21 protein-coding genes and 3 tRNA genes are annotated in these 22,077 nt (G+C 37.0%); all 24 read right to left on the minus strand.

Going from position 1 to position 22,077, the window contains the following annotated elements; translation table 11 throughout:
- Positions 1-199 precede the first annotated feature (199 nt).
- The 24 genes from ACMW72_RS10455 to ACMW72_RS10570 all read right to left on the minus strand — a co-directional run bounded on the left by ACMW72_RS10455 (position 200) and on the right by ACMW72_RS10570 (position 22,008).
- Positions 200-964 (minus strand): TerC family protein, encoded by a 765-nt coding sequence (locus ACMW72_RS10455; RefSeq protein WP_418368786.1) that lies wholly within the window; start codon positions 962-964, stop codon positions 200-202.
- Between the two features lie 476 nt (positions 965-1,440).
- Positions 1,441-2,943: a lysine--tRNA ligase gene (gene lysS / locus ACMW72_RS10460; protein WP_418368787.1), complete on the minus strand. Its 1,503-nt coding sequence runs from the start codon at positions 2,941-2,943 to the stop codon at positions 1,441-1,443.
- Between the two features lie 15 nt (positions 2,944-2,958).
- A complete protein-coding gene (gene greA / locus ACMW72_RS10465; protein ID WP_418368788.1) occupies positions 2,959-3,435 on the minus strand; it encodes a transcription elongation factor GreA in 477 nt (158 codons plus the stop codon).
- Between the two features lie 245 nt (positions 3,436-3,680).
- On the minus strand, positions 3,681-4,652 hold the full coding sequence (gene dusB, locus ACMW72_RS10470) for a tRNA dihydrouridine synthase DusB (protein ID WP_418368789.1): 972 nt from the start codon (positions 4,650-4,652) through the stop codon (positions 3,681-3,683).
- A 26-nt stretch (positions 4,653-4,678) separates the two neighbouring features.
- Positions 4,679-4,879 carry a helix-turn-helix domain-containing protein gene (locus ACMW72_RS10475; protein ID WP_418368790.1) on the minus strand — a complete coding sequence of 67 codons (201 nt, stop codon included), beginning with the start codon at positions 4,877-4,879 and terminating at the stop codon, positions 4,679-4,681.
- Positions 4,867-5,355, minus strand: coding sequence for a 2-amino-4-hydroxy-6-hydroxymethyldihydropteridine diphosphokinase (folK, locus tag ACMW72_RS10480; RefSeq protein WP_418368791.1), 489 nt, complete (start codon positions 5,353-5,355; stop codon positions 4,867-4,869). The genes ACMW72_RS10475 and folK overlap by 13 nt, the downstream gene beginning before the upstream one ends.
- Positions 5,352-5,714, minus strand: a complete 363-nt coding sequence (gene folB / locus ACMW72_RS10485) for a dihydroneopterin aldolase (RefSeq protein ID WP_418368792.1) — start codon at positions 5,712-5,714, stop codon at positions 5,352-5,354. Before folB ends, folK begins: the two co-directional genes overlap by 4 nt.
- 10 nt (positions 5,715-5,724) lie before the next feature.
- Positions 5,725-6,933 carry a dihydropteroate synthase gene (gene folP, locus ACMW72_RS10490; protein WP_418368793.1) on the minus strand — a complete coding sequence of 403 codons (1,209 nt, stop codon included), beginning with the start codon at positions 6,931-6,933 and terminating at the stop codon, positions 5,725-5,727.
- A gap of 31 nt (positions 6,934-6,964) precedes the next feature.
- Positions 6,965-7,873, minus strand: coding sequence for a peptidyl-prolyl cis-trans isomerase (locus ACMW72_RS10495; protein ID WP_418368794.1), 909 nt, complete (start codon positions 7,871-7,873; stop codon positions 6,965-6,967).
- A gap of 43 nt (positions 7,874-7,916) precedes the next feature.
- A complete protein-coding gene (gene hslO, locus ACMW72_RS10500; RefSeq protein ID WP_418368795.1) occupies positions 7,917-8,786 on the minus strand; it encodes an Hsp33 family molecular chaperone HslO in 870 nt (289 codons plus the stop codon).
- A gap of 85 nt (positions 8,787-8,871) precedes the next feature.
- Positions 8,872-9,636, minus strand: coding sequence for a type III pantothenate kinase (locus ACMW72_RS10505; protein WP_418368796.1), 765 nt, complete (start codon positions 9,634-9,636; stop codon positions 8,872-8,874).
- A 58-nt stretch (positions 9,637-9,694) separates the two neighbouring features.
- The gene (locus tag ACMW72_RS10510; RefSeq protein ID WP_418368797.1) at positions 9,695-11,380 is read right to left on the minus strand and encodes a formate--tetrahydrofolate ligase; all 1,686 of its coding nucleotides are present in this window, start codon (positions 11,378-11,380) and stop codon (positions 9,695-9,697) included.
- A gap of 57 nt (positions 11,381-11,437) precedes the next feature.
- The gene (gene ftsH, locus ACMW72_RS10515) at positions 11,438-13,375 is read right to left on the minus strand and encodes an ATP-dependent zinc metalloprotease FtsH (protein WP_418368798.1); all 1,938 of its coding nucleotides are present in this window, start codon (positions 13,373-13,375) and stop codon (positions 11,438-11,440) included.
- A gap of 69 nt (positions 13,376-13,444) precedes the next feature.
- A complete protein-coding gene (hpt, locus tag ACMW72_RS10520; protein ID WP_418368799.1) occupies positions 13,445-13,984 on the minus strand; it encodes a hypoxanthine phosphoribosyltransferase in 540 nt (179 codons plus the stop codon).
- A 49-nt stretch (positions 13,985-14,033) separates the two neighbouring features.
- A complete protein-coding gene (gene tilS, locus ACMW72_RS10525) occupies positions 14,034-15,407 on the minus strand; it encodes a tRNA lysidine(34) synthetase TilS (protein WP_418368800.1) in 1,374 nt (457 codons plus the stop codon).
- The gene (locus ACMW72_RS10530) at positions 15,376-15,840 is read right to left on the minus strand and encodes a threonine/serine exporter family protein (protein WP_418368801.1); all 465 of its coding nucleotides are present in this window, start codon (positions 15,838-15,840) and stop codon (positions 15,376-15,378) included. The genes tilS and ACMW72_RS10530 overlap by 32 nt, the downstream gene beginning before the upstream one ends.
- Before the next feature lie 26 nt (positions 15,841-15,866).
- Entirely contained in the window at positions 15,867-16,598 is a 732-nt protein-coding gene (locus tag ACMW72_RS10535; protein WP_418368844.1) for a threonine/serine exporter family protein, read from the minus strand.
- Between the two features lie 40 nt (positions 16,599-16,638).
- Complete coding sequence (locus ACMW72_RS10540; RefSeq protein WP_418368802.1) at positions 16,639-17,550, minus strand: hypothetical protein; 912 nt, start codon at positions 17,548-17,550, stop codon at positions 16,639-16,641.
- Positions 17,534-18,262 carry a VWA domain-containing protein gene (locus ACMW72_RS10545; protein WP_418368803.1) on the minus strand — a complete coding sequence of 243 codons (729 nt, stop codon included), beginning with the start codon at positions 18,260-18,262 and terminating at the stop codon, positions 17,534-17,536. Before ACMW72_RS10545 ends, ACMW72_RS10540 begins: the two co-directional genes overlap by 17 nt.
- 64 nt (positions 18,263-18,326) lie before the next feature.
- A complete protein-coding gene (spoIIE, locus tag ACMW72_RS10550; protein ID WP_418368804.1) occupies positions 18,327-20,819 on the minus strand; it encodes a stage II sporulation protein E in 2,493 nt (830 codons plus the stop codon).
- Positions 20,820-21,138: 319 nt separating this feature from the next.
- A tRNA-Glu gene (locus tag ACMW72_RS10555) sits at positions 21,139-21,213 on the minus strand.
- Between the two features lie 9 nt (positions 21,214-21,222).
- Positions 21,223-21,299, minus strand: a tRNA-Met gene (locus ACMW72_RS10560).
- Positions 21,300-21,341: 42 nt separating this feature from the next.
- Positions 21,342-21,418 (minus strand) — tRNA-Met (locus tag ACMW72_RS10565).
- A gap of 164 nt (positions 21,419-21,582) precedes the next feature.
- Entirely contained in the window at positions 21,583-22,008 is a 426-nt protein-coding gene (locus ACMW72_RS10570; RefSeq protein WP_418368805.1) for a S1 domain-containing RNA-binding protein, read from the minus strand.
- Between the last annotated feature and the right edge of the window lie 69 nt (positions 22,009-22,077).

Genomic DNA, 22,077 nt, shown 5'->3' on the forward strand with positions numbered 1-22,077 from the left:
TCCTTCGTGAATTGAAGGGTTCGCTAAGCAGACACTGTTCAGTTTTCAAAGAACATTTTTTCAATCAACATTTAACATATTATCAAATTGAATTATCAATGTCAATAAATATTTTTAGCGATTTTGTACGTCTATGATATTGTCATATTGTAACGCTTCAGTGGTCAGACAATATTAAGTCAGATCCCCATTATGATTTTTATAAAGCAGAAGAATTCTCTCCTTTTGGTTTAGCGATGTACCAACCAGCTATCAATATTAGAATAAGTACAGCCCAAAATATGGATTTCCACAGTAAACTCTCTGCAAATTCATGACTGATTACATGAATTCGTGGATGTGATAGAGTATGCACAGCTAACTTAACCCCCACCCAAGCAACGACTAGATAAGCTGCAGTTTCCAAACCAGGCCTTTTGTGCAATAAATCAACAAACCAATTTGCAGCAAAACGAATAAGAATCAAACCGATGATTCCACCTGTTAACACCACAATAAAATGAGCCCCGTGCATTCCACCAATATTTGGGAGATTAGTCAAAGGTAAGGTCACTGCTAAGGCTACTGCAGCAAGAATAGAATCAACAGCAAAAGCGATATCTGCTAATTCCACTTTCAAAACCGTCATCCAAAACCCTGCTTCTTCTTTCTTCTCCTTGATGTTATCCTGCTTTTCCTTTGTTCTTTTTCTGATGATATGGTTAAGACCTAAGAAAATAAGGTAAGCAGCACCTAAAGCTTGAACCTGCCATACATCCATTAAAAAGGAAATAATAAACAAGGAAGCAAAGCGAAAAACAAAAGCACCAGCTAATCCATAAAATAAGGCTTTTTTACGCAAATCAGGATCTAAGTGTTTTACCATAACCGCCATTACTAAAGCATTATCTGCTGCTAATAGTCCCTCTAAGCCAACTAATACGAGTAATGTCCACCCATATTCCGCTAATATACCAATATCCAAAATGATTCCTCCTATTCTTCTACCTTAATCGTTCTAAACCATATGGTTAGATTTTATATTCTATATTATTCCTTATAGAGAGTAGAAACTGAAACTTTTATGGCGACCGTAAGATAGCTTTCTCATTTCAGTTTTCCCTCTTCAAACCGTACGTGAGGTTTTCTCTCATACGGCTTTCCGTTGTCCTTCTTCCATCAGCATTCGGTATGTTCTAATCTTAGGCGACTTGGCTCTTACCTAGGTTGGACTTTCACCAACTAGAAATAAACGGCTTGCTGGGCACACATGAAAATAAAAAAGACCTTTACCTCCTAAAGATAAAGGTCTTGCTAGCAATTTTCATTGCCAATAAAGCCGAGGGGAAAACCCTGTAATGACGACTTTATTGTTAAAGCTACTCCCCTTTAATTCCTTCCTTATATAATTGTAAGTTTATTATAAAATGAAATACTTAAGGTGTCAATGACACATATACTTTAGCCCTCTTTTTCACGATCCCGCATTAGTGGGAAAAGGAGTACATCACGAATGGATGGCTGATCCGTTAATAACATAACCAGTCGATCAATCCCTATTCCTAGTCCTCCAGTTGGAGGCATTCCAATTTCAAGGGCATGGATAAAATCTTCGTCCATCGCATGTGCTTCATCATTTCCAAGCTCACGTTCTCTTAATTGAGCTTCAAACCGCTCTCTTTGATCAATAGGATCATTTAATTCGCTAAATGCATTCGCATGTTCACGGCTTACGATAAACAATTCAAAACGGTCCGTAAAACGTGGATCCTCATCATTCTTTTTCGCAAGGGGTGAAATCTCAACAGGGTGTCCATAAACAAAAGTTGGTTGAATTAATTTTTCCTCAACTAATTGTTCAAAGAACTCATTTACAATATGACCATAAGTCATATGGGGTTCGATTTGAACATGATATTGTTTTGCAAGTTCTCTTGCTTCTTCATCAGACATTTGTGGGCTTAAATCTACACCAACATATTTCTTGATCGCATCAATCATAGAAATTCTTTCCCATGGCGGCTCTAAGTTAATTTCTTGCTCTTGATAAGTAATTTTCGTTGTACCTAAAACCTCTCGTGCGACATGTGCGATTGCATTTTCTGTTAAGTTCATAATGGTTTTAAAGTCACCATAAGCTTCATAAAGCTCTAACATGGTAAACTCTGGATTGTGTCTGGTGGATATTCCTTCATTGCGAAAGACACGGCCAATTTCATAAACTTTTTCCATGCCGCCAACAATCAAGCGTTTGAGATGAAGCTCAATCGCAATTCTCATATATAAATCCATATCTAATGCATTATGATGGGTAATAAAAGGACGAGCCGCTGCACCACCAGCAATAGTATGCATCATTGGTGTTTCTACTTCAATATAACCTAATTGATTTAAATAATGACGCAGAGATTGAATGATTTTGCTTCTTATAACAAAAGTTTCTTTCACTTCAGGATTTACGATAAGATCAACATAACGTTGGCGGTAACGCAACTCCACATCCTTTAACCCATGGAATTTATCAGGTAAGGGGTACAAGGATTTCGTTAGAATATGAAGCTTATGAACTTTGATGCTCGTTTCCCCTTTATTTGTTTTAAATACATTGCCTTCAATACCAATAATGTCACCAAGATCTAATAGTTCAAAGGCCTTAAATTCAGCTTCCGATACTTGATCTTTTCGGACATATATCTGGATACGACCACTTAAATCTTGGATATGGGCAAATCCGGCTTTTCCTTGAAGACGTTTGGACATGATTCTTCCAGCAACAATCACATGAAGGTTCTTTAATTCAATTTCTTCTTTCGACAATGAACCTACTTCATCTAATATCGCTTTTGCAGTGTGCGTTCTCTCGAATCGATAGCCAAATGGATTGAATCCGAGTTTTTTTAATTCGGCTAGTTTTTGTCGACGCACAAGAAGTAGTTCATTTAATTCGACCACCTCTTGGCTCATGAAGACCACTCCTACTTATTTTTTTATATCTAAAATTTCATATTGAATAACGCCTGCTGGTACATTAACATCTACAATTGTTCCTTTACGTTTGCCTAGTAGTGCTTTTCCAACAGGAGATTCATTTGAGATCATATTATGTGTTGGATCGGATTCAGCAGAACCTACAATCGTGTATTCAACGATCTCATCAAATTCAAGGTCTCTTAATTTTACTGTTGAACCAATGCTTACAACATCTGTGTTCACATCATCATCATTAATGACACGTGCATTACGAAGCATTTTTTCTAAAGTAATAATGCGCCCCTCAATGAAAGCCTGTTCATTTTTTGCGTCTTCATATTCGGAATTCTCGCTAAGATCACCATAACCAATTGCTATCTTAATCCGTTCTGCCACTTCTCGGCGTTTTACCGTTTTCAGATATTCTAATTCTTCCTCTAATTTTTTTAATCCTGATTTTGTTAAAATCACTTCTTTATCAGACATTTTTAAGTTCCCCTTTAGCAAAAGATTTCCATAGGATTATATGTTTATTCTCCAAAAATTATGCGCAAGGAAAAAAGTTGACCATGGTTTAAAAAATAGAATAAAAAGCTTCTTTGACTATCTTATTAAGAAGCTTTTGAACCTAAGTTCGTTATGATATGCACCTTTTTTTGATCTGAAGGGTATTATATTGCAATCAACAGCTAATGTCAACCAATTATTAGAAGTTTAACAAATCGCAGAGTTCATTCTGCTAAACTCGATATGTAATCCAATAAAATTTGTCTCATCTCTTCACGGGTTTCTACATGATTTAATTGTTCGCGAATCCTTGCTGCATTTGGCAGTCCTTTTATATACCATGCTGCGTGTTTTCTCATTTCCTGAGTACCAATCTTCTCCCCTTTTAACTCAATTAAACGATCCATATGAAGAAATGCAATTTCAATTTTTTCTTGGGGTGTTGGTTCAGGGATAAGTTCACCATCCTTTAAATAACGAACAGTACGATAGAGGATCCATGGATTACCCAAAGCAGCTCTACCAATCATGACCCCATCCACACCGGTAGTATCGATCATGCGTTTTGCATCTTCAGGTGTTTGAATATCGCCATTTCCAATTACCGGTATCTTTACCGATTCTTTAACACGGCGAATAATATTCCAATCCGCCTTACCGCTATACATTTGTTCCCTTGTTCGCCCATGAACGGCAACTGCACTTGCACCAGCACTTTCTATTGCTTGCGCATTCTCAATCGCATAAATGTGATCACTATCCCAACCTGTTCGTATTTTTACGGTCACTGGTTTTTTTACTGCTTTCACGACAGCTCCAACAATCTCTTCAATTTTTTCTGGATGCAGTAATAATTTTGCACCTGCTTCATTTTTCGTAATCTTTGGCACTGGGCAACCCATATTGATATCAATAATATCTGCTTTTGTATACTGATCAATGATTTTTGCTGCTTCAACTAAACTTTCCTTTTCTGCACCGAATATTTGCATACTTAGTGGGCGCTCATCGTCTCTTACTTCAATCATTTTTAAAGTGCGTTCATTTTTTTGTAAAATTGCTTTATCGCTCACCATCTCAGCCGTCACTAAACCTGTACCAAACTGGCGAGCAATGGAACGAAAGGCATAATTACTTACCCCTGCCATTGGTGCTAATACGACATTATTATCCAATTGTACATTTCCTATCTTCATGTTGTTTCCTCCTGTTAGATTGCCCTTTATTTTTGCTTCTTTAATTCGTTAATATCGATTTCAAGGGATTCACTGATCTTTTTTAATAGAGCTTCATCTGGTTTTCGGTTTCCCCGTTCAATCGCTCCCAATATGTCAACGGAAATCTCAAGCTGATTCGCGAGTTGCTGTTGGGTAATTCCTTTTAATTTACGAAAAGCGCGTATTCTTTTATTTATGTTTTCCATCTCCTAACACCCTTAGAATCTTTCGATAATTGTTCCATTAAGTTTTCTATTTGGCTTATCTCGCCGGGAATTGAACCATGATAGATATCAGATAATGGCTTTAATACGAATAATCTTTCCTTAATATATGGATGAGGGATGATTAATTCAGGGGATACGATTCGCCTCTTACCATATAAAAGAATATCAATATCGATCGTTCTAGGCCCCCAATGGATTTCTCTTTTTCTACCTAGCTTATTTTCTATGGACTGGGTAACCTGTAACAATTGGTAGGGATCAAGATCGGTTTCAATCTCAATCACCATATTTAAAAAATCCGGTTGATCTTTATAACCAAAAGGTTCGGTTTCATAGATTGGGGATTGATTGATCAGACGAATCTGGGGATGAGAATCTAAATCAGCAATCGCTTTTTTTAAAAAATATTCACGATCACCAATATTTGATCCTAGAGAAAGAAATACTCTTGTCATTGAATCTTCCCTCTTTTAATCTCTACAGCAACACTTTGCAAATGTCCTGGAATTGGAGGTTGAAGTTTTCTGACTCGTACGATTACTCCATGTACGGGAAAACTTGATAGAATTTCACTTGCAATATTTTCAGCAAGGGATTCTAATAACTTTTTAGGTGTACCCATGATATAATTTTTGGTGACCTGATAAACTTTTGCATAATTCACCGTATCTTCTAAGCAATCACTAAGTCCTGCTTTTCTTAGATCGAGAAATAGCTCTAAGTCTACTTCGAATTTTTGTCCTAACCGATTTTCTTCTTCAAACACCCCATGATAAGCATAAAACTGCATTCCCTGAAATATAATTTTGTCCATCATCTCACCTCTACTTTGCTTGTTGTAAATAAACCATGGCATCCATCATTTTTGCGATTCGTTTCATTTCCTTTACATCATGAACTCTTACGATTTTACAACCTTTTGCAATCCCTAAAGCTACAGTTGCTGCAGTCCCTTCTACACGATCATCAACCGGCAAGTTTAAGGTTAGACCAATCATCGATTTCCTTGAGGTCCCAAGTAACACGGGATATCCTAAACTTACAATTTCATCTAAACGATTCATAACCACTAAGTTTTGTTCATAGGTTTTGGCAAAACCAATCCCCGGGTCGAGAATAATATTTTCCTCTTTTACACCAGCCTTCAAAGCAAGTTGAATACTTTCCCTTAGGTCTTTGATGATATCGTCCATTAAGGATTGATAATTCATATCAAAGCGATTATGCATTAAAATAACAGGTACTTCTAACTCTGCTGCTACTTTTGCCATCTCTTTATCCTTTTTAAATCCCCAGACGTCATTAATAATATGGGCCCCTGCTTCAATTGCTTTTTTGGCCACTTCCGCTTTATACGTATCAACGGATATGGGGACTGAAATTTCTTTTGCTAGTCGCTCAATAATGGGAATCACCCTTTTTAGCTCTTCCTCTAAAGAGACTTCTTGATGTCCCGGTCGTGTCGATTCCCCACCTACATCAATAATATCGGCCCCATCTTCAATCATCTGTTTGGCATGAATAATGGCTCGGTCAAGATCGTTATATTTCCCTCCATCGGAAAAGGAATCGGGAGTGACGTTTAGAATTCCCATCACTAAGGTTTGTCTCCCTATGGGTAAAGGTATTCCTTTACAATTTAAAATCCGTTCTTTTTGACTTTCTTCTTCTTTTTTCAGTAATTGAAGAATTTCTTCTCCGATCTCTTTTAAACCAAATGGTTGAACTTTTAGTTTGCGGATGATCTCCCAAAATTGTCTTTTTGTTCCGAAAAGAATCACATCGGAAATTTCTTGTTTTAAGGTGGACACATCACGATGTAATACGGCGTCTCCGCCTTTTGCTAACATTTCTTGTTTTAATAAATTCGCTGCTTTTAACGATACCCGTTGAAGTTTAATCACTTTCATCTCTGCTTTTGGCGCCATTAATCGAATCCCTGCTTCATCCGCGCCAATCTTCCGAAATTCCTGATAGAGTTGATTTAATTGATTTGTTTTTAAAAAATGAGCATTATGATAAAATCGATCCATATAATCCCCACCTTTTCTCTAAAAAATTTACCTAAAATTTATCCCCTGTCAACGATTGTAAAGAGGGGTCAATAATTTTAACATTCATTTCTTTTTTAAGTTGTTCAAGAACCTCTGGTAAAGGGCTAACTTGATTTAAAGCTAATTTTCTGCGAATTTCCCCTTTTACATCATCAAATGAATAATTGATTGCTTTTTTTCGCTCTACGATTTGAATAATGGCATAGCCATCTTTGATTTTGATCGGATCACTAACCTCACCTATTTTTAAAACCTTAACTGTATTGATGATTTGAGGAGGTAAGGCCGTATCTTCTAAGGAAATAAATCCAAGATCTCCACCTTTACTTGCCGTTAGAATATCCATTGACATTTCTTGTGCCAACGTATTAAAATCTGAACCATTTTTCAATTCTTTAACAACTTGTAACCCTTCTTGTTTATTTTTTACAACAATCTGTTTGAGATGGACCTTTTCTGGTTCTTTAAATTGTTCTTGATATTCTTGATAATAGGTTTTTAAATCTTTCTCAGGAATGACAACATCTTTTGTCGCCAATTCCTCCCATAAGAGTTGCAATTTTATATTTTGCATCAGTTCATCTTTATTGAATCCCATTTGCTCTCTCCCAGACGCTGTATTTCCCTCTTCTGAATCGTATTCTTCTTGTAATTTATTGTACTCTCGCTCAATCTCTTTCCGATCGACATTTATTTCATATTTTTCTGCCGCTTTTAAAATAACGAGCTTATTAATGTAATCATTCAGTACTTCTTTCCCGTAACGCCGTTTCAATTCTTCAACCAATTGGCTTTGGGTGATTTTTTCCCCATCTACATAAGCGACGATCTCTTCTTCCTTTTCTTCAAAAGAAAACAAAAAAATAACGAGAACGATCGTACTGATTAAAGTGAAAAGAAGCCAATATTTTTTCCCCATTTTAACTCTCCTTTATTTGTTCTTTTAAGAACACAACACACTATTAAGCAAAATGAAGCAATAGACGTTCTAAATCTTCTTTGCTGTAATAATATTTTTTATTACAAAATTGACAGGTAATCTCCGCTTTCCCTTCTTTTTCAATTAAATCATTGATCTCTTCTTTTCCTAAACCAATTAACATATTGTTAATCCGTTCATAAGAGCAATTGCACTGAAACTTAATATCCATACGTTCTAAAAACTTAACTTCTCCTAATAGGTATTCTAGAATTTGCTCAGGGGTGAATCCTTGATCAATCAAATTCGTTACCGATTTTAATCCCGATATTTTTTGTTCGATGGTTTGGATATCATCTTCATTCATTCCAGGCATAATTTGGATAATAAATCCTCCTGCAGCACGGATCTCATAATTAGGATGAACAAGAACCCCTACTCCAACTGCAGATGGGATTTGTTCCGAATGAGCAAAATAATAAGTAAAATCTTCCCCTAATTCGCCAGAGATAAGGGGAACACTTCCTACATAATAATCTTTAAGACCCAAATCTTTAATGACATATAAATGACCTTTACCAACGGCCTTCGCCACGTCTAATTTTCCTTGTTCATTTAAAGGAAGATCAACCTGTCCATTGGTAATATATCCTCTTACGATCCCTTTTGAATTGGCATCAATGATAATTTGGCCAATGGGACCGTCGCCTTTGATCTGAATTGTTAATTTTTCCTCCCCTTTTAGCATGGCTCCCATCATCGCACCAACAGTCGCAGCTCTACCTAAAGCGGCACTGGCTACTGGTGTGGTTTGATGACTTTTTTGTAAATCATTGACTAAATGTGTGGATAAAGCGGCGTAAGCACGAACTTTTCCATCGAAAGCAAGAGCTTTCACTAAGTAATCTTTCATCTTTTTTCTCTCCTTTGCAAACGAACTAACCATTATCCTGCCTAATTATTCGAAAAAGGATTCCATCAAGGAATCCTTTTCCCAGTTACTGATTTCTTAAATAAATCAATCTTAATCCCTCTAATGTAAGGAGAGGGTTAACGATATCAATACTTTGAGTTTCACTCGCAATTAACTGTGCAAGGCCGCCTGTGGCAATTACTTTTGGTGTCATTTTACTTTGTTTTTTCATTCGCTCAACAATGGCGTCAACTTGTCCTGCAAAACCAAAAACGATACCCGATTGCATGGCAGTAATCGTATTCTTGCCAATGACATTTGCTGGTTTAACGAGTTCAATTCTCGGTAATTTTGCCGCTCTTTGATATAAGGCTTCGGTCGATATACCAATTCCAGGTGCAATTGCCCCTCCTTGGTATGAACCTTGCTCATCAATGTAATCAAATGTGGTTGCTGTACCAAAATCAACAATAATTAATGGTGTTCCATACAGCTCTATCGCAGCAACCGCATTAACAATCCGATCTGCACCTACTTCCTTGGGGTTTTCCATTTTGATAGGAATGCCTGTTTTTACTCCTGGGCCAACAATGATTGGTGTAATGCCGATATATTTTTTCACCATTTTCTCCAGTGGAAAAATCAAAGGCGGAACTACTGAAGAAATAATTGAACCTGTTATTTCTGAGAATTGAATTTGATGATGTTCAAACAGATTCTTTAAGATCATCCCAAATTCGTCTTCTGTCTTGTTGCGGTCCGAAGCGATTCGCCAATGTACTAGTAATTTTTTCTCCTGATAGACACCGATAACTGTATGTGTATTGCCCACATCAATGACAAGAATCATTTTTTTCACCTATTCTTTCTATTGCATTTCTTTTTTTATCTTATCAAATTTAGAGTCTTCAAAACAATCCTCGTATGGTACCATCTTCTTCAATATCCATATTTAATGCAGCTGGCTTTTTAGGAAGGCCTGGCATCGTCATCATCTCGCCTGTAAGGGCAACAATGAATCCTGCTCCAATTGATGGACGTAACTCACGAATCGTGATCTTAAAGCCTTTTGGCCTTCCTAGCAAGCCAGGATCATCGGATAATGAATATTGGGTCTTTGCCATACAAATAGGGAGTTTATCCCAACCATTCTCTACAAATTGGGCAATCTGTTTTTTCGCAGTACTTGTAAATTCAACACCATCTGCGCCATATACGGTTTTAGCAATCACTTCGATTTTTTCTTCGATGGATTGATCGAGGGAATACAATTCTTGATGAATCTTCCTTTCCTTTTCTACAATGGCAACCAATTTTTTTGCGAGCTCAATTCCCCCTTCTCCACCTTTTTCCCATACTTCTGTAATGGCTACAGGTACATCCTCATTTTCTAGCATGTCCTTTAATGCTCGCAATTCATTTTCTGTGTCCGCCTCAAATCGGTTAATCGCCACGATAAAAGGTAATTGAAATTGGCGAATCGTATCTATGTGTTTCTGTAAATTGGCATAACCTTTTTTGATCGCTTCGATGTTTTCTTTCGCTAAATCTGTTTTCTCCACTCCTCCATGCATCTTCAATGACCTGATTGTAGCAACAATTACTACTGCGTTAGGTTGATAGTTGCCATATCTTGATGCAATATGAATAAACTTCTCTAAACCTAAATCGGCTCCAAATCCAGCTTCTGTAACCGTATACTCCGCCAATTTTAAAGCCATTTTGGTAGCTAAAATACTGTTGGTGCCATGAGCAATGTTGGCAAAAGGGCCTCCATGGACAAAGGCTGGAGTATTTTCAATAGTTTGAACAAGATTGGGTTTAATAGCATCCTTTAATAATAATGCCATTACACCTTGGGCACCTAAATCTTTTACGGTTACAGGTTTTTGATCATAAGTATAAGCGACCACGATTCGACTAAGCTTTTCCTTCAAATCTTGAATTCCTTCTGACAAGCATAAGATGGCCATTACTTCTGATGCCACTGTAATGTCAAAGCCGTCTTGTCGTGGTACACCGTGTATCGGTCCGCCCAAACCAATGACAATGTTTCGTAAAGCTCGATCATTTAAATCGATCACCCTTTTCCATATTATTCTTCTTGGATCAATGTTTAGTTCGTTCCCTTGCATAATGTGATTATCGATAAGGGCAGCAAGAGCATTATGAGCTGTTGTGATGGCATGGATATCTCCTGTAAAATGAAGATTAATATCTTCCATTGGAACCACTTGCGAATAGCCACCACCTGCAGCTCCTCCTTTTATACCCATACTTGGGCCTAGTGAGGGCTCTCTTAAAGCAATGATCGCTTTTTTGCCAATTCGTTGAAAGGCTTGTCCTAAGCCTACTGTCACCGTTGATTTTCCTTCACCAGCTGGTGTAGGGTTAATGGCTGTGACAAGGATTAGCTTCCCATTTTCTTTATCTTGTAATCGCTTTAATAATTTTAAGGATACCTTTGCTTTATATTTCCCATAAAGCTCAAGTTCATCATCAAGAATTCCTAATTGCTTTGCGATTTTTTGAATCGGTTTCATCTTTGCTCTTTGTGCAATTTCAATATCGCTTAACATTGGTTTTACGCTCATCTTATCCCCCTTATCCTCTTTTTCTTTATATGATATTTAAAAAGGAAGTAGTAAAGCCTACTCCCTTTTCTTTTCATCCTGATCGGTTGTATCTTGAGTCTGATTCTCTTGATTTTGGCGATTTTCTTTTCCTTGAATCTGAACTTTAATCTCTCGATTGAGATTTTCATCATCTAATTTTCCATTCTCAATTAACTGTCTAATTTCATCGGCATCGAGAGTTTCTTTCTCCATTAATGTTTGTGCAACCAATTCTAATTCATCACGATGAGCTTGCAGGACTTCCTTACAACGCTTGTAGCTTTCATCGATGATTTTTTTAATTTCCATATCAATTTCGTAAGCAATTTTATCGCTATAGTTTTGTTCCCGGGCAAAATCTCTACCTAAGAATACTTGCCCTTGGCCATGTCCAAACTGCATGGGACCTAATTTTTCACTCATACCAAATTCGGTAACCATCCGTCTAGCAATATTTGTTGCCCGCTCAAAGTCATTATGAGCACCTGTACTTACTTCTCCTAATACAAGTTCTTCTGCTACACGACCACCTAATAAGCCCACAATCTTGTCTAATAGTTCAGGCTTTGTCATAAAGTAGCGATCTTCTTTTGGCAGCATCACCGTATATCCACCAGCGCTACCCCGCGGTACAACGGTTACTTTATGAACTTGGTCTGCATGTTCCAAATGATAACCTACAATAGTATGTCCGGCTTCATGATAAGCAACAATCCGCTTTTCTTTTTCGCTGATAATTCTGCTTTTTTTCTCCGGACCAGCGATGACACGATCAATCGCTTCATCAATTTCTTCCATCGAAATCGTCTTGCGGGCTTTTCTAGCAGCCAATAAAGCCGCTTCATTTAATACGTTTTCTAGGTCTGCTCCTGTAAAGCCTGGTGTTCTTCTCGCCAAAACATCTAATTTTACATCATCGGCAAGGGGTTTATTTCGAGCATGAACTTTTAAGATCTCTTCTCGACCTTTTACATCAGGTCGATCAACGGTGATTTGACGGTCAAAACGACCTGGTCTAAGTAGCGCAGGATCGAGAATGTCTGGCCGGTTGGTAGCTGCGATAATAATAATGCCTTCATTTGCACCAAAACCGTCCATTTCAACTAATAGTTGATTTAAGGTTTGTTCCCTTTCATCATGGCCACCACCTAAACCAGCACCACGTTGACGGCCAACAGCATCGATCTCATCAATAAAAATAATACAAGGGGAATTCTTTTTGGCTTGTTCAAAAAGATCCCGAACTCTTGAAGCCCCTACACCTACAAACATCTCAACGAAGTCTGAACCACTGATGCTAAAGAAAGGTACATTTGCTTCTCCAGCAACTGCTCTTGCCAATAATGTTTTTCCTGTTCCTGGAGGCCCTACTAATAATACCCCTTTTGGAATTCGAGCACCTAAGGCTGAAAATTTACGAGGATCTTGTAAATACTCCACGATCTCTTCTAGTTCTGCTTTTTCTTCATCAGCACCTGCGACATCTTTAAACGTGACCTTTTTCTTATCCTCCGTATATAATCGGGCGCGGCTTTTGCCAAAGTTCATTACTTTGCTTCCGCCACCCTGTGCTTGATTTAATAAGAAAAAGAAAAGAACAAAAATAAGAATAAAAGGAATGATGGACGTTAAAAAAGTGATCCAAATCGAATCCTTTTTTGGTTCAAGAAAACGTAAATCTTTAACCGGTGCCTGCATTAAGGTATTAATAAATCCTTCACTAAATGGAGCATTGGTATAAAATTCTTTTTTGTTTGTTGGCGTACTGTCCTTATATACCCCTTCTATCCGATAAGTTAAACCATCTGGCCGAGCAGTAATCTGGCTGTATTTTCCTTCCATTAGTTCTTTTTGAAATTGTGTAAAGGGAATTTGTTCTGTTTTGATTCCCGGTTTGGTGATAAAACTGACGATTCCAACTGTTAGTAGCAATATTAATAAATAAAATCCTGTGTTTCTTAAGAAACGGTTCAATCTCTTACCTCCTCTCAAGGCACTCCTTATATTTTACCATAGTAAAAAAATCACTTAAATAGAAGGGGGTTACTTCTGATACACTTCTTGCTGTAGAATTCCAATGTAAGGAAGATTACGGTATTTTTCCGCATAATCTAAGCCATAACCAACAACGAATTCATCAGGTATAACAAAACCGCTTAAATCGGGTTTTAAATCCACTTTCCGGCGATGAGGCTTATCTAATAATGTAACGATCTTAATGGAATTCGCGTTCCGCCTCTTTAATAAATCAACCAAATAGCTTAGTGTAAGCCCGCTGTCGATAATATCTTCAACGATAATGAGATCACGCCCTTCAACGGTTGTATCTAAATCTTTTATAATTCGTACCACACCAGATGATTCTGTGGAAGCTCCATAGCTAGACACAGCCATAAAGTCGACTTCAAGAGGAATCGTCATTTTTCGGATCAAATCAGACATAAATAAAACGGCGCCTTTTAGAATACAGATCATTAGCGGATTTTTGTCTTTATATTCCTCGCTTAAAATGGCCCCTAATTCCGTCGTTTTTTGATCGATTTCTGCTTTTGAAATGAGTATTTCTTTGATATCGTTTTCCATAAACATCCTCCTATAAAATCTTATGTTTCAAAAAATTCCTTATTCCAAACTAGAAATCTTCCATCTGTATATATAAAAACGACTTCGTTTTTTCTGATATTCGTTTCAAGCTTGATTGTTTAATTCCCGGTATCCAGAGAATTTGACCATCAGCTTCGATAATCGGCTGTTTATCTCGCCATTCCTTTGGAATTTTCTGATCAATAAAAATATCTTTTACTTTTTTACTCCCATTCATCCCTTTCACTTGCATTCGATCCCCATTTTTCCTACTACGAACCGTTATTTTTTTCTCTTGAAATCGATCATAATCAAAAACATCAAAGATCCCTTTCGGATCGTTTCTCTCCTTTAATACATAAGCTCTAATCCGTTTGTTGATGTGGGGTATTTCCACAACCCCAGGGATCGGAATTTCATAATTGTATGGAATACTCTTACTCTCTTTTACGAACTGAAATATTACTTTTTCATATTCTCGATAAACAAAAAGATGAGGTAAATCAAGGGATTTTGAGGGATGCGATTGATTGATTAAAAATAGTATTTGTTCAATGTGTGTATAGGTAAATTCTTCTTTTAAATTCAGATAACTTAATATTAGATGAATTACCCTTCTTTGTAAAGCAATGTCTAGATTTTGCAAATAAGAAACATCAAATATATAAGAATGATTTTCTTTTTTAATCAAGCTTTTGTTAAATTCATCAAGAGCGATTTTTCGCAGGTATTGATCTTCTGCTTGGTTTAACTTTGCCATTTGACTTAAATGGGTGATTAACTTTCCATTATATTTTTCTAAAAATGGAAGGATGTTTAATCGGATTTCATTGCGAAAATATTTCGTTGTAAAGTTGCTTTGGTCGATTCGATAAGAGAGACCTTGTTCCTTTATATACTGTTCAATCTCCTCCCTTGTCACATCTAACAAAGGGCGAATAATAGACAATCCTTCAAATTCTCTTACATAAGGAATACCCGATAGACCATGAGGGCCAGTTCCCCGAATCATTCTCATGATGAGCGTTTCGGCTTGATCATTGGCATGATGTCCTAATGCAAGATACCCAGCATTCCAATCTCTAGCTGTTTCTAAGAAAAACTGATAGCGAATTTTCCTTGCAGCCTCTTGCGCCCCTAACTTCATCTCCTTCATATAACTAGGTACATTGTACTCCTTAATAACGACGGGAATTCCCATTTTGTTGCACTGTTTGCGAACAAACTCAGCATCCAAATCCGCTTCATATCCACGAAATTGATGATTTAAGTGAGCAACAATAAGAGTATTTGATACCACATTTGCTAGAATATGTAATAAAGCCATCGAATCAGGTCCACCCGATACACCGACAATAATAGGACGATCATCTTTGATCATGTTATAGGACTCAATCGTTTTTTTGACTGTATTTAATATCAATCGGATCATTCCTTTTTATAGTCTGTGATATAACTCCAGAAATAATAAGTCCAAAGGCAATCGCTCCAGATAATAATAATGTTTTTGTCGCCAATTGAATCGCAAGGAAGTACTCATTCTCTACAAAATTCCTCATCGTTTCATATGCTAATCCTCCTGGGACTAGCGGAATGATTCCAGCAACGCTAAATACAGTAACAGGCATTTTTTGCAACCTTGCTAACAATTGACTCATGATCGCCACAAATAAAGTAGAAATCCATGTTGCTGCCACCATATCATAGCCAAATTGAACACTTAATAAAGAATACAAAACAAAACCAAACATACCAATGGTCCCACCGCTAAACAGCGCTTTTTTTGGTACATTAAAAATAACGCCAAAAGCAATGGTTGCGAAAAAACTAGTATAAAATAAATGAAGATAAGACATAACAATAGCCATCCTTTTGAAAATTTTCAGCGAAAAAGAACAAGAATAACGGCTACTCCTGTACCGATAGCTAAGGCCGTAAAAAAAGCTTCTGCTCCCCTAGCTAGTCCAGAAACAAGATCCCCTGCGATTAAATCCCGTACAGCATTTGTGATCAAAACTCCTGGAACTAACGGCATAATCGATCCAATAATCATTTTATCTAAATGGGCGCCAAAACCAAACTTATATAAAACGGATAACAATAGTCCGATCAAAAAAGCTGTAGCCATTTCAGCAAAAAACTTTACTTTAGCGATATAATGCAAAAAAATAAAAATAATAAATCCAATCCCGCCAACAATCAAAGCAGGAAAAAAATCCTTCCAAGTGCCGCCAAACATCAAAGAAAAAAAGCCGCTCGATATCGCCGCAGCTAACGTTTGTAACCATATGGGATAAAGGGGCTTTAACTGTTCAATTTTACATAAGCTTTCATAAGCTTCATCAATCGTCATCATACCACTGCTAATTTTGCGGGAGATATCATTGACAAGAACAACTTTGTTTAAATCAATGGACCGTAGATGAATCCGAATAAATTTGGTTTTTTGTTGGTGTTTCCCTTGAATTGTCAAAAAAATTCCTGTAGGCGTTACATAGCTGTAGGCTTCTCCTATGTGAAAAGATTGAGCAATGCGCAGCATAGTGTCTTCAACTCGATACGTTTCCCCACCATTTGCTAACATGATCTTGCCAGCTAATAAACAGACTTCCATTACTTTTGTGATATCCTCTTTCAAACGGTTATCCTCCAAACTACCCTAATTCTATGAAAAAGTAAATTGCAACAAAAAGAAACAGAAGTGATAAGGAAAATAACCACTCCACCCATTCCCATCTTCTTTCCTGTTGATTAAAAAGGAATTCAACCTGAGCCATCGCTTGTTCTACAGTGGTTATTTCTCCATTTATGATCTTTCTAAGAACAGGTGCTAAAAGTTTAAGCTTCTTAATCTTTGGTATTATATCATAAACCTCGTTTATATTTCGGTAACGACGAAAAATTTCTAATAGTCTGTATTTTCCTATTCCTAATTGGACAAAAACCATGGCAGCTGCAAAAAGATCATAATGGGAATCTGCCAATCGATGTCCTTTTCGCCAACTCCCTCGATCGTAAATATCCGTATATTGTCGAATCCCTTCTTGATAGAAAGTAACACCTCCATAATCGACGAAGGATATCTCACCATTTGAAGGATCAACGAATAGATGCTCTGGTTTTAAATCACCACAAGCAAAATGCCTTAGATGAAATTTTTTGAGCATTTCTAACAAACGATAAAAAGCATAGACATGCTTCATTCCATTTTTCCCAGAGAGAAATTGTTCCAATGGTACCCCTTGTTTATAGGTCATAACATAAAAAGGGAAAATCTTCCCCTCAGCGTTCTCATAATCATCAATATCAAACAAGGAAAACCCAAGGTTTGGTCCTTGGGCTTCATCTAAACGTTGAATCATTTGGATCTCATAACTAAGGTCAACCGTTTCCAAACTGATTTTTAGTGCAAATCGTTTACCATCTACTTCAACTAAATAAACCTGACCATTCCCCCCATAACCAAGAGGTTGAATGACACGATACCTTCTTCCATTCCATTTTCCTTTTATGATCGCCCCTGATTCAAACAGATAGGTAGAATTCCATTTAGATAACAAACTCATCTAAAGCTCCTCTTTGTCTTTGATACAAACTTTTTGTGAATGGAAGCATATATTCTAAACTAGCAAGGATTGCTGGGCCTGTTGGTGTATTTCCCCTTGGAATGAGCCTAGAAAGGATCGAGTTTAATTGTGAAATTTCCTTTGTCCAAGGTAAGACGATATCAATAACATTGGATATTCCAGGAAAAAAGGCAATTGCAACTTCACTATCTCCTGCTCGTGAATGAATGCTCAATTGAAAATCATAAATGGCTTCTTTTAACTTCTCCATTTTCTTCGTCATACTGGCACTGCGATCAATCAGAAGTAAAATCTTCAATTGACTATATTCGGAGAGTTGATCAATTAAGTTCCCAATCTTTAGCCGTTCTTTTGGTGGAAGTGAATAAATCGATTGATTTTTTAAGATTTGCATCAATTGTTGACTGACCACTTGTTGAACCGTATGATTCATCGTTTTCTTAGTAAAGAGCTCCATCGTTTTTGCCACTTCTTCCATTTGAACGATTTGGCTATAACCTCCACCTGCATTTGCGATTTCTTTGATTTCTGCTATCCCTTGAACCCCCTTTTTCATTGAATCGGTAATGCCAATGACATGAATAATTACCCCTTGCTGAAAAACAACTTTCGCTGCTTCGATTGGTGATATGCCTGAATTGGAATAACCATCTGTGATTAAAACCATTTGTTGAAACGTGAGATCTTTCACTCTTCCTTCCTCCCAATCTTTTATTACATTCATTTCCAAATGGAAGGAAGGATATACATTTTCTTTATTGCACCATTCTTTCTCGTTCAATTCTTTTCAAACCAGGAATCTTAATGGTTGACCATTCGGGTTTGTACGTATCGATTTTCGTTACCACAACAGTCATATCATCAACGATTTCACCTTGTAAAGATCGAATCACTTTTTCTAAAAATAGGTCTGCGAATTCTTGCGGGATATCTGTCTCTATTTCTTGAATCATCCGCTTCATCCATAGTTCCTTATTTACGGTATGATTTGGAGAATCATAAATCCCATCGGTTATCATGATCAAAAGATCACCTGGCTGTAAATCTTGGCCAACGCTATCAATATCAATATCCTCCATAATGCCAACAGGTAAATTATATGCGGATATCATGATAACTTCATCTCCCCGTTTTATAAAACTTGGCGTTGAACCAACCTTTAAGAATTTCGTAAATCCATTAAAGAGATCAATTACGGCTAAATCGACCGTAGAAAAGATTTCTTCTTGGGATCTTAATAGTAATACTGAATTAATCGTTTTGATTGCTAATGTTTCATCGATTCCAGATTGTAAGAGTTGTTGCAATAGTTCCAATGTTGCTTTACTCTCAACTTTGGCTCGTTCCCCATTTCCCATACCATCACTTAAGGCTACCGCATATTTCCCATTGCCAATTTCAATGGTGCTAAAACTATCGCCAGATAACCAAGCTCCTCCTTTCGCCACACTGGCAAACCCTGTTTCTACTTCGTAGTTTTTCGCCGATTGCAAACACATCTTACATGTTCCATCATTACTATACCAACAATCCTTATTGCTAACGACGATGTTTTCACCTAATACTTCGGATATAAGGGGTGCAATCACTTTTGTGCACTCGTCCCTGCCATTACAACTAGGTTGGCTCACTTCAATTTCTACATTTCCTTCATCTAGATTCACCACGTTAACATGGCGAATGGAAAGTCCTAGTTGTTCCAAAGCTTGGTGAATTTGTTTCTCTTGAACACTTAATTCTATGCCTTCCTTTTTAATTTCTTCTGCTAAATCTTTCATGACCTGTGAAACGCCATATAATTGGTATGCAACCAATTGTCTGCTTTCTTCCAATTGATTTTTCCAATATAGGTCGTTTTCATATTCTTCATAAATTTGATTTAATTCAGCTGTCGTTCGATCATATTTTACACAATGTTTGACCCAATCTGCAGGAATATCTTTTTTCCCTAATTTGCCCTTTAATTCAATATAGGTCATTACATCTGTCATGTATTTATAGGTTTTAAAAAATTCCTCATTCCAACATTTGTTCTTTCGAAAACAAGTTTGACATTGAGTATTGGCTACACGACTCATAAAATGCTCTAATTGTTCCGCATCGTCAATTTTTGGACTTTTAGTGATTTCGCTAAAACTATCGGCTAGTTGAGTAAACATTTTCGCATATTGTTCAATTTTGCTTGAGGTTATATTGCGAATTTTTGCAACATATTCTTGATAATGATATTGAAATTCACTGGTACCAGGGATAAATTTAGCAATATTTTTGATGATTGACTTTGGGGTCAAGAAGAAGAACAAGATTGCAAGTACTGATTCGCCAAAAGACATCCATATTTCACTTTGGTTCCCCAAATAAATAGATAAAATCGTTGTACCTAATATGAGGCCAAAAGCTATACCCAATTTATTGGCTTGTTTGAGTAAACCTGCTAATAAACCGGAAAAGGCAAGAAGACTAATCTGGTAGATGGCATTTGGATTGGATAAACTCAAAATTAAACCTGTCACTACACCAACAGATGCACCGATTGAGCCTCCACCGACCAAGGCAAACAAAAGAATAAAATAGCGAGAAGCTATATGTTCGATTGAAAGGTTTTGAACATGCCAACCCAATGTTCCTGTCATGACAGAGGCTAATAAAATAATGAGGGCAATGATTTCTTCTTGTTCTAATGAGACTTGTTCTTTGTGATAAATAAGAATCGGAATCGCTTGGATAAAGATCAATGTTAAGATAAAACCGAGTATCGATTCAACTCCCGACATAAAATAGTCATAAAACTGGGAGGTTTGTTCATATAGATGTAATAATACTTGTGGTACAAAGATGGAAGCAAAAACAAGAAACGGTGCATAAGAAAGATCTGTTTTTCCCTTAGCGTCTAACCATTTTTGTGCAAAAAAGAAGATCAACATTCCTGCAAAAATCAAAGCCCCTTGATTATGTTCGGTAAGATTCGCTCCTAATAATATCGCAAGACTAATAAATAACAACTTTTCCCGTTTCAAATGATACATTACTGCAAAAAAAGGAATCGCAAATGGGGATAATTCATTTAAAATCATCGCCCGACCTAATAATAAACCCATAAGGAGAAACCCAAGATCCCATTTTTTAAACAAAACATGAAATATTTGATTTAACTTTTGTTGGAATAAAGATCCGATCCGATTGATAAGCGAGGTAACCACTTCCGTTTGTGATAACCACTCACTTTTCCCATCTAATTTCTCAAACATGAAAGACACCACCTCATTCACTTATTTGTGCCATTCATTATAAACAAAACCAATAATAAAATTTGTCAAAATTAGGATGTAAAAAATAAGTTTTTTCCGACAAATTCTTTCAGTACGACAAAATTTGTTTTGTATTTTGAACAAATTTTTGGTTTATCCATTTAAAAATTGTCGTTTTCCTTAGAATCTTTTCTCTATCCGACAAAACTTCTTAAAATTATCGGAGTAGCGTTAGAACATACGAGCCAAGTTTTTTATAACGTATTAAAAAAAAAAAAACACGTCAAAAGACGTGTTTTTTCTCTTATGGGTATAAAAATGGTGACCCGTAGGGGATTCGAACCCCTGTTACCGCCGTGAAAGGGCGGTGTCTTAACCACTTGACCAACGGGCCACATCGTGATGGTAGCGGCGGAGGGAATCGAACCCCCGACCTCACGGGTATGAACCGTACGCTCTAGCCAGCTGAGCTACGCCGCCATATAACTTGTCCAAAAACTCCATATGGTAATCGTCGATTTTTGGTTGCGGGGGCAGGATTTGAACCTGCGGCCTTCGGGTTATGAGCCCGACGAGCTACCAGACTGCTCCACCCCGCGTCAGACAAAGTTTATTATATAATGATTTCTTTTTCATTGTCAACATACTTTTTTAAATTTTTTTGTTAAATAAAGGAACCTCGTGGGGATGAAAATCCACAAAAGTTCCTTTGTTACCCATTCTTAAAAGCAACACTATATAGATCAAGATGTAACGATCGCCATTAACCCCTTCGGGCTCCACGACCACCTCTTTTTGAATCTGTGTTCTTTCTGAGACTGGAAAGACGCTCTTCGCTATCCTTCAAAAATTTGGATAATTTCTCATCAAAGCTTTCATTTGACTGCCTACGTGCTTGTGGACGAGCTGATCTTCCTTGTTTTTCCTTGGTTGTAGTTGTTTGGTTTCCTGGCTTTTCTTGAGCTTTCTTCATCGAAAGGCCAATTTTCCCATCTTTTTCGACGTTAATGACTTTCACGGTGACAATATCATTTACCTTAAGAAACTCATTAACATCTTTTACATAGCTATCCGCGATTTCTGAGATATGAACAAGACCAGTTTCACCACTTGGCAGCTCTACGAATGCTCCGAAATGAGTAATACCGGTAACTTTTCCTTCTAACTTGCTGCCGACTTCAACTGACATGAATAATAAAATCCTCCTTAAAATGATAAAAAGAAGTTAACTAATTGGATTATACCTAACCGATTAAAA

The organism is Tepidibacillus sp. LV47 (genome assembly GCF_048381575.1).
In the GTDB taxonomy this organism is placed as follows: domain Bacteria; phylum Bacillota; class Bacilli; order Tepidibacillales; family Tepidibacillaceae; genus Tepidibacillus.

Excerpts from the sequence above, each read along its gene's own strand:
- ACMW72_RS10495 (WP_418368794.1), bottom strand. The coding sequence starts at position 7,873 with ATGGGGAAAAAATATTGGCTTCTTTTCACTTTAATCAGTACGATCGTT.
- ACMW72_RS10530 (WP_418368801.1), bottom strand. The coding sequence starts at position 15,840 with ATGTCTTATCTTCATTTATTTTATACTAGTTTTTTCGCAACCATTGCT.
- ACMW72_RS10535 (WP_418368844.1), bottom strand. The coding sequence starts at position 16,598 with ATGGAAGTCTGTTTATTAGCTGGCAAGATCATGTTAGCAAATGGTGGG.
- ACMW72_RS10475 (WP_418368790.1), bottom strand. The coding sequence starts at position 4,879 with ATGGAAAACATAAATAAAAGAATACGCGCTTTTCGTAAATTAAAAGGA.
- hslO (WP_418368795.1), bottom strand. The coding sequence starts at position 8,786 with ATGAAAGATTACTTAGTGAAAGCTCTTGCTTTCGATGGAAAAGTTCGT.
- ACMW72_RS10540 (WP_418368802.1), bottom strand. The coding sequence starts at position 17,550 with ATGAGTTTGTTATCTAAATGGAATTCTACCTATCTGTTTGAATCAGGG.
- hpt (WP_418368799.1), bottom strand. The coding sequence starts at position 13,984 with ATGGAAAACGATATCAAAGAAATACTCATTTCAAAAGCAGAAATCGAT.
- folB (WP_418368792.1), bottom strand. The coding sequence starts at position 5,714 with ATGGACAAAATTATATTTCAGGGAATGCAGTTTTATGCTTATCATGGG.
- ACMW72_RS10505 (WP_418368796.1), bottom strand. The coding sequence starts at position 9,636 with ATGATTCTTGTCATTGATGTGGGCAATACACATACAGTTATCGGTGTC.
- ACMW72_RS10510 (WP_418368797.1), bottom strand. The coding sequence starts at position 11,380 with ATGAGCGTAAAACCAATGTTAAGCGATATTGAAATTGCACAAAGAGCA.
- folK (WP_418368791.1), bottom strand. The coding sequence starts at position 5,355 with ATGACAAGAGTATTTCTTTCTCTAGGATCAAATATTGGTGATCGTGAA.
- spoIIE (WP_418368804.1), bottom strand. The coding sequence starts at position 20,819 with ATGTTTGAGAAATTAGATGGGAAAAGTGAGTGGTTATCACAAACGGAA.
- ACMW72_RS10570 (WP_418368805.1), bottom strand. The coding sequence starts at position 22,008 with ATGTCAGTTGAAGTCGGCAGCAAGTTAGAAGGAAAAGTTACCGGTATT.
- lysS (WP_418368787.1), bottom strand. The coding sequence starts at position 2,943 with ATGAGCCAAGAGGTGGTCGAATTAAATGAACTACTTCTTGTGCGTCGA.
- greA (WP_418368788.1), bottom strand. The coding sequence starts at position 3,435 with ATGTCTGATAAAGAAGTGATTTTAACAAAATCAGGATTAAAAAAATTA.
- folP (WP_418368793.1), bottom strand. The coding sequence starts at position 6,933 with ATGGATCGATTTTATCATAATGCTCATTTTTTAAAAACAAATCAATTA.
- dusB (WP_418368789.1), bottom strand. The coding sequence starts at position 4,652 with ATGAAGATAGGAAATGTACAATTGGATAATAATGTCGTATTAGCACCA.